Raw genomic sequence first — 14,413 nt, 5'->3', positions numbered from 1 at the left:
TTCTCGGCCCTGGTTACTTCTGTGTCTGCGACAGTCGTGTCCAAAACGTGTCCAATCCATTGTTTACGCGGGCCACGTCTTCTGGCGTGCCCATTAATTCGAAGCGGTAGAGGTGCGGCACTCCGCACTTGGCGGCGATGATGTCCCCCGCCATGCAGTAGTTGTCCCCGAAGTTGGTGTTGCCGGCCCCAATGACTCCGCGCAGGAGTTCCCTGTTCTGCGGGTTGTTCAGGAACCGGATGACTTGCTTGGGGACGGAACCCTCTCCCCCGGTGCCACCGTAGGTGGGCACCACCAGCACAAACGGCCGGGTGGCGAGGAGGGGTGCTTCCTTGGCTAAGAGCGGGATCCGGGCAACCTCACGGCCAAGCTTCGAGACAAAGCGGCTGGTGTTCTCGGATGCCGAGGAAAAGTAGATGAGCCGGCTGCCGGTGACTACCGGCGGGACCGGCCCGGAAGAATCCACACGCTGAGCCGCGTGGAAATCCTGGACTGCTGGTGCTGCCGTTGAAGTCACCTCGGCTGGTTGTTGATTGCCGGCAGGGAAAGGGTCCCTATGCCACAGAGGAAACGGCGGAGAGAGCCAGTTCCTCGATCTTGTCCGGGCGGAAACCTGACCAGTGGTCCTGGTCCGTGACCACAACGGGTGCCTGCATGTAGCCCAGTGACTTCAGGCGCTCGAGGGCCTCGGCGTCCTGGGAGATGTCAACGCTCTGGTAGGTGATGCCCTTTTTGTCGAGCGCCCGGTAGGTGGCGTTGCACTGAACACAAGCAGGCTTTGTGTAAACCGTTACGGTCATGGTTCCTGTCCCCTTTTCTGGAAAACTTGCTGGTCCGGTGTCCCCGCCCAAGCTGTACCTAGATACTACATCTAGTGCAGACGCCTCTTTGGAACCCCAAGATGATGTATTACAAGTATGTCATTTAATGCACTTTTAATCCACAGGCCGGTACCGCCAAAATGTCCGGAATCCCGCTGTTTTTGGGGAGGGAGTCCACACCCTGTGGAGTACTTAGCCACAATTTTCCCCCAGCGTGTCGGGGAAAAGACGGCGTGTCGCGCAGCCCCGGGCAGCCGCACGCGGGCACCAAAAAGGGGCCCCGACGTGACCTTCGGAACCCCTCATGGTGATGAAACGCACGGCGGCGGCAGCCGCCCGGCGGCAGCGGCTAGAGCTGCGCCTCCCGGCGGTCCAGGACAACCTGCTGCACGTCCAGGTAGCCGGACTGGAAGCCTGCCCGCGAGTAGCACAGGTAGAACAGCCACATCCGCTGGAACACCGAATCGAAGCCCAGCTCCGCTACCTCCTGCGAGCGCGAAAGGAACCGTTCCTCCCACAGCCGCAGGGTGGCGGCGTAGTGGTCCCCCATGCCCATCCTCTCGCGCACCCGCAGGGTGGTGTGCTGCTGGGTGACGCCCTCGATGGCGCGGACAGAGGGAAGGAAGCCGCCGGGGAAAATGTACTTGTGGACCCAGGTGTAGGCGTTCCGGGTGGCGAGCATGCGGCCATGCGGCATGGTGATCGCCTGGATGGCCACCTTCCCGCCGGGTGCCAGCACCCGGTCGATGGTCTGGAAGTAGATGGGCCAGTACTCGTACCCCACGGCCTCGATCATCTCCACCGAGACGACGGCGTCGTATTCGCCCTCAGCAGCCCGGTAGTCCTGCAGGGCCACGGTGACCTTGTCCGCGTAGCCGGCAGCCGCAATGCGTTCCTGCGCGAGGGCCTGCTGTTCACTGGACAGGGTGACGCTGTAGACGGTGGCGCCGCGTGCCGCTGCCCGCAGTGCCAGCTCACCCCAACCGGTGCCGATTTCCAGGAGCCTGGTGCCTGCCCCGACGCCGGCCTTGTCCAGCAGCCTGTCGATCTTCGCCTGCTGCGCTTCCGCCAGCGCCTCCCAGCCGACAGAAGCCAGGGGCCCCGAGGTCAGCGGAAACAGGGCCGACGAATAGCTCATGGTGGAGTCGAGGAAGTTGGAGAACAGCTCGTTGGACAGGTCGTAGTGCCGCGAGATGTTGCTGCGCGTGTTCTGCTCGGCATTCCGTTCCTGCCGGGGCGTGCGCGGCAGGTACAGCGCGCGCAGCTTCTGCAGCGGCGTGGGAATGAGCGTGTCCACCGACGCGGCAAAGACCTCCAGGACTCCTGCGAGGTCGCTGGCCTCCCAGTCCCCCGCCATGAAGGACTCGCCCAGCCCGATCAGTCCGTTGTCGCCGATCCGGGCTTCAAACGCCTCCGGCCGCACCATGGTCATCACCGGCGCGTCCGGGCCGCCCGTACCCAGCACGGTGCCGTCGGGGTACTCCACGCGCAGCGGCAGCCCCTTGACCGCCCCCTTGAAGAGGAGGCCAGCGGCCTTGCCGGCCACCGCGGCTTTGGCGCCCGACGGCGGCTGCGCAACTTCCGGCCACAGGTCCGGATCGATGGTGGCAGGCGAGGCCGGCACCCCCGTTGCGGTCCAGGCCGCGGCGTAGGGCGTGGCAGCATCCTCGAGAGTCCTGCGCTGCGCCTTGCCTTCGGCGGATGCAGTTGCCTGGTTGTCGTCCGTCATTGTCATTGAACTGCCTCCTGTGAGGGGTGGTGTGGTCGGGCGACGACCGGCAGGCGTCTTGCCCAGAGTGTAATGCCCTGCACCCTGATGAGTGCGGAAACCAGCAGTGGCGCGGCGGGCACGGCAACGGCCGCCGCCAGGATGTTCCGGACCGTGGCGGGCCGGCGCGTGCCGTCCATCGAGGCCACGAAAGGCCGGTGGCCCTCGCGCTCCAGCACGATGGACACCCCCAGCTTCTCCCCCGGTGCGGGCAGCTTCATGCGGTACTGCCCGTCCACATCGTTGAACGGCGACACGTAGAACGCCTTCGGCACCGAAGCGCGCCCCGCCGCGTCCGTCCGCAACAGGTAGCAGTGGCGCTCCCCGTAGGTGTTGTGGACTTCTGCCACCACGCACTCAAGTTCGCCGCTGGTCCGGTAGCACCAGAACAGCGTCAGGGGGTTGAATACGTAACCGAAGACCCTGGCGCTGGTCAGCATGTGGATCGCCCCGCCGTCGGGCTCCAGGCCCTGGGTGCGCAGGAACCGCTCCACGTTGCTCCGGATGCTGGCCCCGGGGTCCCCCAGGTGGTCACCGGACCTGAAGACGGCGAGCGGCCGTAGCAGGAACGGGAGGCGGGGCAGATGATCCACGTCCACGAACCAGGAGTAGCTGCGGTACATGAAGGCGTTCTTCAGTGGCGTGCGCCGCACATGCGAGATGGAGGTGCGGTAGATCGCTGCCGCCGTGGTCATGCCGGTTCCGCCGCGGAAAGCAGCTCCCGTTCCCCGCCGTCCCGGGAATCAACCCGGTCAGCGGCCTGGGCGGCTGGCCACGAGCGGCCCAGCGCCCCGGCCGCCCGCACCCCGGAGAGTGCGCCGTCCTCGTGGAATCCCCAGCCCAGGTAGGCGCCGGCGTACGCGATCCTGGTGTCGCTGAGCCCGGCGATCGCCTGCTGGGCCCGCAGCGATTCGGGCGTGTACTGCGGGTGCTCATACACCATCCGCTCCAGGACCCGGTCATCCCCAATCAGCTCCGATTCCCCCAGGCTCACCAGGTAGGGTTTGCCGTCCGCCGGGCTGAGCCGCTGCAGCCGGGTGAGGTCGTAGCTGACAAGGACCTTGTCCGGCCGGGCCCCGCAGGAGGGCAGGCGGTAATTCCAGGACGCCCTGGCGTTCTCCGCGGAGGGCAGAACGGCGGGATCCTGGTGGAAGACGGTGTGGTTGACCGAGTAGGGCATACCGCCCAGCGCTTCCTTCTCGGCCGGGGTGGCGTCGGCGAGGAACCCCAGCGCCTGGGCCGGGTGGGTGGCGATGACGACGGCGGCGAAGTCTTCCTGCCCGTGTGCAGTGGTGATCTGCACGCCGTCGGGAGTGCGCCGGATGGCGGTCACGGGGGTGTCGAGCCGGACGTCCGTCAGCGTGGCGGCCAGTTTTTCGACATACCTGGCGGAACCGCCGGTGACGGTACGCCATTGCGGGGAGCCCTTGACGCCCAGCAGGCCGTGATGGCCCAGGAAGGTGAAGAGGTACCGCGCCGGATAGGCCAGCGCGGTGGTGGGGTCGCAGGACCAGACGGCGCTGACCACCGGGGTCATGAAGTGCGAAACGAAGTAGGGGCTGAACTTTTCGCGCTCCAGGAACTCGCCGAGGGTGGGTTCGGGAACCTCGAGATCCGGGTTGACCGAGGAAACCGGAGCCGTCTCCAGCAGCGCCCGCGCCTTGCGGTAAAAACGGGTGACTTCCAGAAGCATCAGCAAGTAGCGGCCACGGAGCAGGCTGGAGGGCCGGGCAATGATTCCGCGTCCGCCCTCGCGGGCGCCTGCGTACTCCAGCCCGCAGCCGTCGCACCGGATGGACATGCTCATCTCGGAGTCCTGCGTCTCCACCCCGAGTTCCGCGAACAGCCTCAGCAGCGTGGGATAAGTCCGTGTGTTGTGGACGATGAAGCCGGTATCCACACCGATGGTGGAGCCGTCCGCCTGCGGCATGTCGTGCGTATGCGCGTGCCCTCCCAGCCGGGAATCCGCTTCGAACAGCGTGACGTCGTCCTGCCTGTTAAGGACGTAGGCTGCGGTCAGGCCGGCCACGCCGCTGCCAATGACGGCCACCCGCCGTGGCCCGCCTCCGGTTACTGCTGGGTCAGGTGACAATGCATGCTCCTCTGCTGGACATTTGCCAATGCTAGAGGGCAATTCGGCACCGTTGCGGCAACGGATGGGTGCCGCGCCCTGCAACTTCTTCGGGGCGGGCCGGCGGAGTACTGTGGGCAGGTGGTAAACCCGGTACACCTGAAGACCCTCCTGGAGGTCACCCGGCTCGGCTCGTTCGCGGCCGCGGCCGCCACGCTGGGCTACACTGCCTCAGCCGTCTCCCAGCAGATGACCGCCCTGGAACGCGACACCGGCGTCGTCCTTTTCCAGCGCTCGGCCCGCAGCGTGGTGCCCACGGAAGCCGCCGTCGTCATGACCCGGCACGCCGCCAAGGTGCTGACGGACATCGAGGCGCTGATGGCGGCCGCCTCCAAAACCCAGGACGCGGCCAACCAGGAACTGCGGCTGGGGATCTTTCCCAGCCTGGCCACCTACGTGCTGCCGCGGATCCTGAAGAACCCGGCGTGGAAGAACCTGGGAATCGACCTCAAAGTGTCCGTCGCCGAACCCGGGCAGACCATCCAGGGGCTGCGCACCGGCGGCGAACTGGACCTCGCCGTGGTTTTCCAGGTGGGGCAGACCGGTTTCGCATGGCCCAACACCATCAACCGGCAATGGATCGGCGACGACGACTTCCGGGTGGTGCTGCCCGCCGGCTGGGGCTTCCGCAGTGACGCGAAGGTCGCCGCCGACCACCTCTCCGAAATGCCCTGGATCATGCACCATCCGGGAACCAGCGACGCCATGGTGATTGAGCGGCTCTTCGCCGGCTGCAACCTGCACCCGCGCGTGGTGGCCCACAGCGACGATTTCCACGCCAGCCTGGAGATGGCGGCCGCAGGACTGGGGGCGGCCCTGGTTCCGGAACTCGCGCTGCGGAACAAGCCGGCCGGCGTTGTGGTGCTGGACGTTCCGGAGATCCGGCTGGCCAGGAACGTCTTTGCGCTCATCATCAATGACAGGAAAACTGCGCGGGTCCAGCTCTTCGTGGACCTCCTGGCCGAGACGCTCGCCGGAATGCGGACGGCCGTGAATTAGGCCTGAATGCTGGAATGCGCCGCTGTTCAGGTCTATGTTGAAACTATGAGCAAGGTAGCGAGCCGGCACTTTGGAGAGATCGAACTCAACCACGGCAAGGATCACTTAGTGGCCGCGAAGCACGAGCTTCGCGGGCATCCGCTGGAACTCGACCTCAACATTACGGCGCACGACCACTTCGATGAAGCCGCGCTCCGGAAGGTGGACTACCGCCTGCGGTTCCTGCCCGAACTCGTGGACGAGGTCCGGGACATGATCGCCGAGGAGCTGGAGCAGGAAGGCACCAGCCCCCAGGAATACCTGCACTTCCACTGCAATGCCCTCAAAGACGAACACCTGCAAAAAGTCTTCGGCGTCACCGACCGCAGCCAGCTCACCAACGAAGTCTTCCTCAAAGCCCTGAAGCTGGGCCACGTGGGCATCTACCCTGGCCAGCCCGAGCGCTACTTCGTCCTGGACTTCACCCTGGGCGAGCACTTCACCGATGAGGTCCTGGTGGCATCAGCCGACGAGGACGGCGTGGTGGACGACGAGATCCTCTGGGAGTCCTGAATCGAGTGCTCCGTACCTACCGTTTTGAACGTCGATAACGGCAAGTACGGAGCAATGGATGGTTAGATGCCGACGGCGGCCGGTCACGCGGGCTTCCCACGTGACCGGCCGCCGTCGTACTTATTACTTGGCCGCTTCCAGCAGGTTGGCGCGGACCGCCTGGGTTGCCTTGACCAGGTTCCGCAGCGAATCCTCGGTCTCGGCGTAGCCGCGGGTCTTCAGGCCGCAGTCCGGGTTCACCCACAGCTGGCGGGAGGGGACGTGCTTGACGGCGGTGGCCAGCAGTTCGGTCACCTCTGCCTCGCCCGGGACACGCGGCGAGTGGATGTCGTAGACGCCCGGGCCAACGCCGCGGCCGAAGCCGTGGGACTCGAGGTCGTGGACAACCTCCATGCGGGACCTGGCGGCCTCGATGGACGTGACGTCCGCATCCAGTCCGTCGATCGCGTCGATGATCACGCCGAACTCGGAGTAGCAGAGGTGGGTGTGGATCTGGGTGGCGTCGGCAGCACCGGCGGTGGCCAGGCGGAAGGAGTCCACGGACCACTTGAGGTAGTCGGCGTGGTCAGCCTTGCGCAGCGGAAGGAGTTCGCGCAGTGCAGGCTCGTCCACCTGGATGACCTTGATGCCGGCAGCTTCGAGGTCTGCGATTTCGTCACGCAGGGCCAGGCCCACCTGGTTGGCGGTCTCGCCCAAGGGCTGGTCGTCGCGGACGAAGGACCAGGCCAGGATGGTGACGGGACCCGTGAGCATGCCCTTCATCGGCTTGCTGGTCAGGGACTGCGCGTACTTGGCCCACTCAACCGTGATGGGCGCACTGCGGGTGACGTCGCCCCACAGGATGGACGGGCGGGTGCAGCGTGAGCCGTAGGACTGGACCCAACCGTGGACGGTGACGTCGAAGCCCTCCAGGTTCTCGGCGAAGTACTGGACCATGTCGTTGCGCTCGGGCTCGCCGTGCACCAGCACGTCGTAGCCAAGCTCTTCCTGCAGCTCAACAACGCGCCTGATCTCGTCCTTCATGAGCTTTTCGTACTGCCCGTCGGTGAGGTCGCCCTTGTTGTTGCGGGCGCGCGCCGACCTGATCTCGGAGGTCTGGGGGAAGGATCCGATGGTGGTAGTGGGCAGCGGCGGCAGGTGCAGCGCTTCTTCCTGGGCGGCTTCGCGGACTTCGTAGGCCGAGCGGGTGAAGTCGGCTGCGGTTAGCGCTTCGGTGCGTGCACGGACGTCGGAGCGGCGCACGCCTTCTGCGGTGGCACGGGAGGCGATGACGGCCGTTGCCTCGTCGATGGCCGCCCGGGCGGAGGCGGGATCGGCCAGGTAGGACGCGAGGGTCTTCACCTCGACGGCCTTTTGGTCCGAGAACGCCAGCCAGCTGCGGAGCTGCTCGGAGAGCTGGGTCTCCTCGGCAACATCGTGCGGGACGTGCTGGGTGGAGGTGGAGGTGGAGACGGCAACCTTGCCGGCTGCTGCCGTCAGTGCGTCCAGCTTGGCGGCAGACGCGGCGAGGTCGTTGCGCCAGATGTTGTGGCCGTCCACGACGCCGGCAACCAGGGTCTTGTTGCCCAGGCCGGCAAGTGCCGCGGCGGAGGGAACAGTGCCTTTGAAGACATCGATGTGGAGGGCGTCGATGTTGGTGGCGGCGAGGGTGCCGAGCTGGCCGTCCAGCGATCCGTACGGGGTTGAGACGAGGATCTGCGGGCGGTTGGCCGCCGAGGAGAGGACTTCGTAGGCGCGGGCCACGGCGGCCTCGACCTCGCCGGCCGGGGTGTCCTGGTCCACCACCAGCGCGGGCTCGTCGAGCTGGACCCAGCTGGCACCTGCGGCGGAGAGCTTCTCCAGGAGCTGGACGTAGACGGGCAGGATGTCCTCGAGGCGGGACAGCGGCGCGAATCCGGCGGGGGCGCCGTCGGACGCTTTGGACAGGAGCAGGTAGGTGACCGGACCCACGATGTAGGGGCGGGTCTCGACGCCGTTGGCCAGTGCGAACGCGAACTCGTCAACCTTGGCGGTGGAGGCGAGGGTGAACCCGGTCTCCGGGCCGATCTCCGGGACCAGGTAGTGGTAATTGGTGTCGAACCACTTGGTCATTTCGAGCGGCTGCTGGTCCCTGGTGCCGCGGGCCAGGGTGAAGTAGCCGTCAATGTCCAGCTGGCCCTTGTCATTGAGGAGCTTGCCGAAACGGGCGGGGACAGCGCCGAGGTGGGCGGTGGTGTCCAGGACCTGGTCGTAGTAGGAGAAGGTGCCAGGCACTGCGGCCGGTTCGGTGAGGCCGAGTTCCTGCAGGCGCTTGGCGATGGCCAGCTGGATGTCCTTGGCGGCGGAGTCCAGAGCGGCGGCGTCGATCTTTCCTGCCCAGTAGGCTTCGACGGCCTTCTTGAGCTCGCGGCGGCGGCCGATGCGCGGGTAGCCCAGGAGGGATGCAGCCGGGAACGGAGTGTGGTTGGGCGTGGTGTTTTGAGACATGGGAAATCCTAAGAGTTGGGTACAGGTCCGCCGTGGGCGGAAAGATTCAGTGCAGGAAGGGGTGCGTCAGCTGGCGAGCTGGCGGGCAGCTGCATCCGGGCGGATGCCGGAATGCGTACGCCGCGGAAGGGCCAGCTTGTCCAGCAGTTCCAGGGCACTCTGGTGCTCATTGAAGGTGTAGATGTGGATGCCGGGTGCGCCGGCCTGCAGGGCTGCGTTGGCAAGGTCCACTGTGGCATCGACACCAATGCGGAGCCGTTCAAGGTCGCTGTCCGCTGATGCCAGGCGTTCCAGCAGCTCGGGAGCGGGCTCCACGCCGGTCAGCTCGCCGAGGCGCCTGACGCGCCGGAGGCTGGTGAGGGGCATGACTCCCGGGATGATGGGGATGGTGACCCCTGCACGGCGTGCCCTGGTGAGGAGGTCCGCGTACTGGTCAGTGTGGAAGAAGACCTGCGTGATGGCGAAGTCCGCGCCGGAACGCTGCTTGGCAAGCAGCACCTCGACGTCGTGCGCCTCGCTGGGCGACTCCGGGTGGCGGGTGGGGTACGCCGCCACGCCTACCGCGATCTTTCCGGCGCAGAGCAGTGCCGAACGGCGCTGCTCGACGCGGCGGATCAGCTCGATCAGGTCCTGGGCGTACCGGAGCGAACCGGCAACCGGCGCCGCGCCGTCCTTGGGCAGGTCGCCGCGGAGCGCCAGGATCCCGCGCACCCCGGTGTCCAGCAGCTCACCGATGATTCCCGCCAGTTCCTGGGGCGTGCTGCCGACGCACGTCAGGTGCGCCAGCGGCCGGAGGGTTGTTTCCAGCAGGAGCCGGTTGATGAGTTCGACGGCGGTGTCCCGGTTTGAGCCGCTCGCACCATAGGTGACGGACACATAGTCCGGTGCGGTGGTTTCGAGTTCCCGGATGGTGGTCCAGAGGGTTTCCGCGGCTGCCGGCGACCGGGGCGGGAACAGCTCGTAGGAAAGCGCCACCGGAGCGGTGTCGGAGAGATTCGGGTGTGTGTCAATAAGGCTTGGTGGAGACATTTGCATCCTTGGCTTTGGGCCATTGGGGGCTGCCGTCGAATGCGACGGCTGACCGGCAATGAATTTGAGTTTGGGGAACACGGAAGAACTCCACAGGACGCAGCCGCGACTGTTACGCCTGGATTGAAGTTCGCCGTGAGCAAATGTCAGGCCCACATGGGGGCACCCACACCCTCCAGAAGGAGGATCGCTGACACGTTACCTCGGTAACTTGTATAAGACTCTATGAGGGGCAGGTACCGCTTTCAAGTTGGCTCCCGAATTAAGACGCAGTTTTACGGCCCGCGTCGCGTCCCCACGGAATAATGTTCGCGCCGGTGCCCTACCACGGCCGGTCGGGGCCGCCGGAGTCCGAGGAGCCGTCCAGGTAGTCCTCCCGTTCACGGCCGCTGTTGCGTTCACGTTGGGCCTGCCGGGCACTGTCCTCCAGTTGCTCCAGCTTGCGTTGCTGCGCGGAATCCTGGCTGTCCGTTCCGGGGCTTTCCTCCGGACCGGTCTCCTGGGCCGGCTCCTGGTGCTGCACCTGGCGGGCGTCGGAGAGCTTTTCCTGCAGCCGTGCTTCCGCTCCGGCCAGCCTGTCCCCCGTCCCGGCCGGCTCCCGGTCGGATAAACAGCCGTCCGGCGCCGCTGCCACAGCTGCGAGCGCTTCCTCGAAGAGGCCGGCGGCCGCGGCCGGGTCCTCCGCACCGAGCTTTTCGTCGCCGAGCCGCTCAATGGCCAGGACCAGGTTCACCGTAATGACGCAGGCCCCGGCCGACCCGGATTGGCGTGGCGGGACGAGGGCCAGCGCTTCCTCGAACCGGAGCCTGGCGGCTGCGAAGTCCCCGGCAAGGACGTCGGCGTCCCCGGCCGCGAAGGGCGCCTTGTGCGGCTCGATGAGGTTCACGACGTGAAGTGCTTCCGCGGCGGACCGGACCGCTGCGGCGTCGTTCGCTTCATAGGCGCTGGCCGCACGTGCTCCCAGCAGGCCAAGGCTCAGGAGTTTGGCCGCCACACACAGCATGAGGATCACGGGTACGGCTGACCACGCCAGGAGGCGCCGCCGTGCCGTCCGGCGGTCCACGCCATGACTGGCGGGCGTCATCGGAGAACTGCCTTGTTGCCGCTGGATTCTTGGACGCCGGAGTTTCCGGTTGTCGCAGGAGCGGCGCCTAAAGCAGCTGAGCGTGAAGAAGGGGCCAACGGTATCCTGCGGAGTTCGCGGAACTGGCGAAGGAGCAGGACAAGCTCCCAAAGGCCCAGGACAAAGGCGCCTGCTGCCGGGATCCAGTAAAGCTCGGTCCGTGCGGCCAGGGAGCCGTCCTGGCCCGCGTTCGTGAGGGCGCCGGTGTCCGGGGCGGCGGGGCGGGCGTCCTGCAGCATCGGGGCGGCGGGGTTCCCGGCTGACCGGTGCACGTAGGGGACGCCCAGTTGCCCCGCGATCTGCTGGAGCCGGATTTCATCAATCCTGGAAAGTGCATATCCGGCGCCGTCACCGTTGCTGTCCCGGAGATAGGAGGCGTCCCCGGCTTCTGTGGAACCGTCGTCGTACTCCTCCCCGGTGTTTTCCCGCATCCTGCCACCGCCGGCCGTGCCGTAACCCAGGACCGCTCCCCCGGCCACCAGGCCGTCCTCAAGGTCCATCGGTGCCGGCGCCTCTGCGCTGGTCTGTTCGCCGTCGCCAAGGTAGAACACAAGCCGGGGCCGCCCGGGGTGGCTCTGCCGGGCAAGGGTAAGGCGTTCGGAGAGCACCTCGCGGGCCGCCGTGATGCTGCTTCCCTCGGCATAGGCGGTCACCTGCGGCTCAAGGACGGACGTGATGGTGTCCAGCGCCAGCGTGTCGGTGGTCAGGGGCATCCGGACGTGGGCCGCGGTGTCGAAGGTGATGACGGAGAACCGGGCACCGGGCAGTCCTTCGGCGATGGCCGCGATGTCCTGCCGTACCCCCGCCATCCGTGGTTCCGTGGTGCCGTAGTCCTCCGCCACCATGCTGGTGGTGGTGTCCACGACGAAGAACACGTTCAGGTCGGCCGCGGCCGCCTGGGCCGTTCCTCCCGGCAGGCCGGGGCGCAGCAAAGCCCCCACCAGCAGCAGGGCCAGCAGGGCGTGCCGGACCGCGGCGCGGCGGCCCGCTCTTCCGCGCTGATGCCTGCTGGTTCCCGGCCCGCGGAGCTGCCACACCAGGACGGCCACGGCGGCAGCGATGAGGGGAAGAAGCAGCCACCAGGGCAGCACCGGCTGGAGGGTCATGGCCGCAACCGCCAGCCGGCAACCGCGAGGACCAGTCCGGACAGGAGGGCAGCGGCCAACGGAAGGCCGGGCTCATCGGAGACAACCGCCCGCGGGGTGCCGCGGAGCGCTGTTTTCTCCGTTTCTTCGACGCCCCTCACCACGCCCGGCACGGCCTCGGGGTTGTTCAGCGCATAGTAGGCCCCGCCGGTGGACTCTGCCGCGGCCCGCAGCTGCGCGCCGGGCTGGTCCGGGCCTGAACCGTAGTCGAGGTCCCCCGGGTTGAGCGCGTAAACGTGCACCGCCCTTTCCCGCGCGAGGGCTGCGGCTTCGCCAAGGGTCATGATGGGCTCCCCGGAAAGGAAGTTGTCCGTCGCCAGGACCACGGACCGTGAGCGCTGCGGCTGCCCGGGGTCCTGGGTGGCGGCAGGGTCCTGGGTGGCGGCAGAATCCTGGGTACCGCCGGGATTCCGGTTCCCAGCCTGGCCGGCGGTAGGCGGGAAGCTGTTGAGGCAGGACGCCAGGCCGTCCCCGATCAGGGAGGAACCCCGGCCGCTCCACGTTCCGTCCAGGAATCCCGAACTGCCGGGCTTCCCGTCGAACGCGTCCCGCGCCAGCTCCAACTGCTCCCGGGCGTAGTGGTAGTCGTCGGTCAGCGGAAATACCTGGACGGCCGTGCTGTCAAAGATGGTGAGTCCGATCCGTTCTCCATCGAATTCCGCCGCGAGTTCGGCGAAGACGTCTACCACCGCGGCGTCGGCACTGCTCATGGAACCCGAGGTGTCCAGGCACAGCATGATGTCCCGGTTGTGCTGTTCGGGCCGCGTGGTTGTCACCCCGACGGGCCGGGCTGCTGCCACCGCCGTGGAGGCGAGCAACGCGGCGCAGGCCAGCAGGGCGACCGCAAGCCAGCGGCGGTGCCGCCGCAGCGCGGCCTGGTATTCCGGCAGGAGGATGAGCCGGTCCGCATGCGCCACCGGCCGCCGTCGCGCGTTGGCTGTGCTGTCAGTCCGCCTGGCGGCCCACCAGGCTGCGCCTGCCGCCACCGCGGCGGGGGCAAGCAGCCACCACCACATCAGTTCCATGCCTGCACCACCTTTCGGGCTGCGGCAGCGGAGGAGGCGACGGGAGGAACGGGGTCGGGGCCGAACGCGGCCGGGTACAGCGCTCCGACGGCGGCGGCAGCCGATGGAAGGGGATGCCCGGCCAGGTCCGCCTGCGTCATGCGGGACGCGTCCACTCCGGTGGCGTCCCGGACGAATTTCCTCAGCAGGAGGCTGATTTCCTGGTGCGAGCCGCGGGCACCCCGCGTTCCGGCGGCAGCGTCCCGTTCCACATCATCGATCCGCTGCAGGTACGCGGCCTTGAGCGCTGCCAGGTCCGTCAGCCGGGCAGGACGCTGGACGGCGTCCGCTTCCCGCGGCCTCCGCGTGGCTGCCAGCACGACGCCGTACCAGGCGGCCACCAGGGCCAGCAGCGCCACGCCGGCCCACATCCATGCCGGGCCATACTGCAGGGGGCCGTAGAACCCGGGGTCAGCCTGCACGGCGGTGCCTTTCCAGGAGAGCGAACAGCGCGCTCACCACGTCCCGGCTGCCCGCCACCTCGCCCTCCGTGATCCCGGCCTGGCGCAGCATGACTTTCCGGCCGGTGTCGCGTTCGGCGACGGCGGTGGCATAGGCAGAAACGACCGCCGGGTCCCGGACGAGGTGTGCAGGAAGGGGGTAGGAGCCGGAGACGCTGTAGGAGTCCGGAACCTCGTCCGGCGGCAGCAGGGGTTCATCCGGGACAAGCCTGGCGTCCCTCACCGTGAGCCAAAGGATCTCGTGCTGGGCCTGGAGGCGGCGGAGCAGCCGGCTGGTGGCGGGGCTTGCCGCCACCTCATCGGCGACGACGAACAGCAGGTTGCGGCCTTTGATGGTCCGCGCAACATGGTCCAGCTGGTCCTCGAGCCTGCTGGGCGCGGCGTCCAGTGTTGCCGCTGAATCCACGCGCCGGAGGAGGCGTTCAAGGTGGGCCTCGCCGCCCTTGGCGGGCAACGCCGTCGTGCCCGCGGAATCGCCGGACACCAGCCCCACCACGTCGCCGTGCCGGTGGGCGAGGTACCCCATGACGCCCAGGGCCATCACTGCAATGTCCTTTTTCGTTTCCCCGCTGCGGGCCGCCGCGGCCATGTTGCGGCCGGTGTCGGTGACCAGCAGCACTGTCTGCCGGCGGACCGCCACGTAGCGCCTGATCAGCGGCGAACCGTGCCGTGCAGTTGCCTTCCAATCAATGTCGCGGACCTCGTCCCCCGGGATATAGGCGCGGAGGTCATCGAAGTCCAGGCTGCGGCCCCGGAACACCGAGCCGTACTCGCCGTCAAGCATGCCGCGGGCTTTGCGGTGGGCGAAGATCGCCATGTCCGACTTCACCCGCTGGAGGAGGCTGGTCACCCAG

The 14,413-nt window shown here is 67.4% G+C and carries 14 protein-coding genes; 2 read left to right on the top strand and 12 right to left on the bottom strand.

Going from position 1 to position 14,413, the window contains the following annotated elements; genetic code table 11:
• Positions 1–13 precede the first annotated feature (13 nt).
• From nrdI to NFU08_RS13920, 5 genes are all read right to left on the bottom strand, one after another.
• Positions 14–466, bottom strand: coding sequence for a class Ib ribonucleoside-diphosphate reductase assembly flavoprotein NrdI (gene nrdI, locus NFU08_RS13940; protein ID WP_174180307.1), 453 nt, complete (start codon positions 464–466; stop codon positions 14–16).
• Between the two features lie 88 nt (positions 467–554).
• On the bottom strand, positions 555–800 hold the full coding sequence (gene nrdH, locus NFU08_RS13935; protein WP_066276552.1) for a glutaredoxin-like protein NrdH: 246 nt from the start codon (positions 798–800) through the stop codon (positions 555–557).
• Positions 801–1,170: 370 nt separating this feature from the next.
• Entirely contained in the window at positions 1,171–2,556 is a 1,386-nt protein-coding gene (locus NFU08_RS13930; protein WP_251424134.1) for a class I SAM-dependent methyltransferase, read from the bottom strand.
• Positions 2,553–3,284 (bottom strand): DUF1365 domain-containing protein, encoded by a 732-nt coding sequence (locus NFU08_RS13925; RefSeq protein ID WP_174180220.1) that lies wholly within the window; start codon positions 3,282–3,284, stop codon positions 2,553–2,555. The genes NFU08_RS13930 and NFU08_RS13925 overlap by 4 nt, the downstream gene beginning before the upstream one ends.
• A complete protein-coding gene (locus NFU08_RS13920; protein ID WP_251424132.1) occupies positions 3,281–4,681 on the bottom strand; it encodes an NAD(P)/FAD-dependent oxidoreductase in 1,401 nt (466 codons plus the stop codon). The genes NFU08_RS13925 and NFU08_RS13920 overlap by 4 nt, the downstream gene beginning before the upstream one ends.
• A 120-nt stretch (positions 4,682–4,801) precedes the next feature.
• On the opposite strand from NFU08_RS13920, the gene NFU08_RS13915 reads away from it, so the two are divergent.
• Positions 4,802–5,719, top strand: coding sequence for a LysR family transcriptional regulator (locus tag NFU08_RS13915; RefSeq protein WP_174180216.1), 918 nt, complete (start codon positions 4,802–4,804; stop codon positions 5,717–5,719).
• Positions 5,720–5,764: 45 nt separating this feature from the next.
• A complete protein-coding gene (locus NFU08_RS13910) occupies positions 5,765–6,271 on the top strand; it encodes a DUF2004 domain-containing protein (RefSeq protein WP_251424130.1) in 507 nt (168 codons plus the stop codon).
• 123 nt (positions 6,272–6,394) lie between these two features.
• Here NFU08_RS13910 and metE read toward each other — a convergent pair whose 3' ends face one another.
• The 7 genes from metE to NFU08_RS13875 form a co-directional block, all read right to left on the bottom strand.
• Positions 6,395–8,737, bottom strand: coding sequence for a 5-methyltetrahydropteroyltriglutamate--homocysteine S-methyltransferase (gene metE / locus NFU08_RS13905; RefSeq protein WP_251424127.1), 2,343 nt, complete (start codon positions 8,735–8,737; stop codon positions 6,395–6,397).
• A gap of 66 nt (positions 8,738–8,803) precedes the next feature.
• A complete protein-coding gene (locus tag NFU08_RS13900; protein ID WP_251424125.1) occupies positions 8,804–9,766 on the bottom strand; it encodes a methylenetetrahydrofolate reductase in 963 nt (320 codons plus the stop codon).
• 322 nt (positions 9,767–10,088) lie between these two features.
• Complete coding sequence (locus NFU08_RS13895; RefSeq protein WP_174180209.1) at positions 10,089–10,850, bottom strand: hypothetical protein; 762 nt, start codon at positions 10,848–10,850, stop codon at positions 10,089–10,091.
• A complete protein-coding gene (locus NFU08_RS13890) occupies positions 10,847–11,995 on the bottom strand; it encodes a VWA domain-containing protein (RefSeq protein WP_251424124.1) in 1,149 nt (382 codons plus the stop codon). The genes NFU08_RS13895 and NFU08_RS13890 overlap by 4 nt, the downstream gene beginning before the upstream one ends.
• Positions 11,992–13,059 (bottom strand): VWA domain-containing protein, encoded by a 1,068-nt coding sequence (locus NFU08_RS13885; RefSeq protein ID WP_251424123.1) that lies wholly within the window; start codon positions 13,057–13,059, stop codon positions 11,992–11,994. The genes NFU08_RS13890 and NFU08_RS13885 overlap by 4 nt, the downstream gene beginning before the upstream one ends.
• Positions 13,050–13,520 carry a hypothetical protein gene (locus NFU08_RS13880; RefSeq protein ID WP_251424122.1) on the bottom strand — a complete coding sequence of 157 codons (471 nt, stop codon included), beginning with the start codon at positions 13,518–13,520 and terminating at the stop codon, positions 13,050–13,052. Before NFU08_RS13880 ends, NFU08_RS13885 begins: the two co-directional genes overlap by 10 nt.
• Positions 13,510–14,409 (bottom strand): DUF58 domain-containing protein, encoded by a 900-nt coding sequence (locus tag NFU08_RS13875; RefSeq protein WP_251424121.1) that lies wholly within the window; start codon positions 14,407–14,409, stop codon positions 13,510–13,512. The genes NFU08_RS13880 and NFU08_RS13875 overlap by 11 nt, the downstream gene beginning before the upstream one ends.
• Positions 14,410–14,413: the final 4 nt, after the last annotated feature.

The sequence above is a fragment of the Pseudarthrobacter sp. NCCP-2145 genome (assembly GCF_023708005.1).
Taxonomy (GTDB): domain Bacteria; phylum Actinomycetota; class Actinomycetes; order Actinomycetales; family Micrococcaceae; genus Arthrobacter; species Arthrobacter oxydans.
Note: the sequence above shows the minus strand (reverse complement) of the source record. Positions and strands in the feature narration are given on the sequence as shown.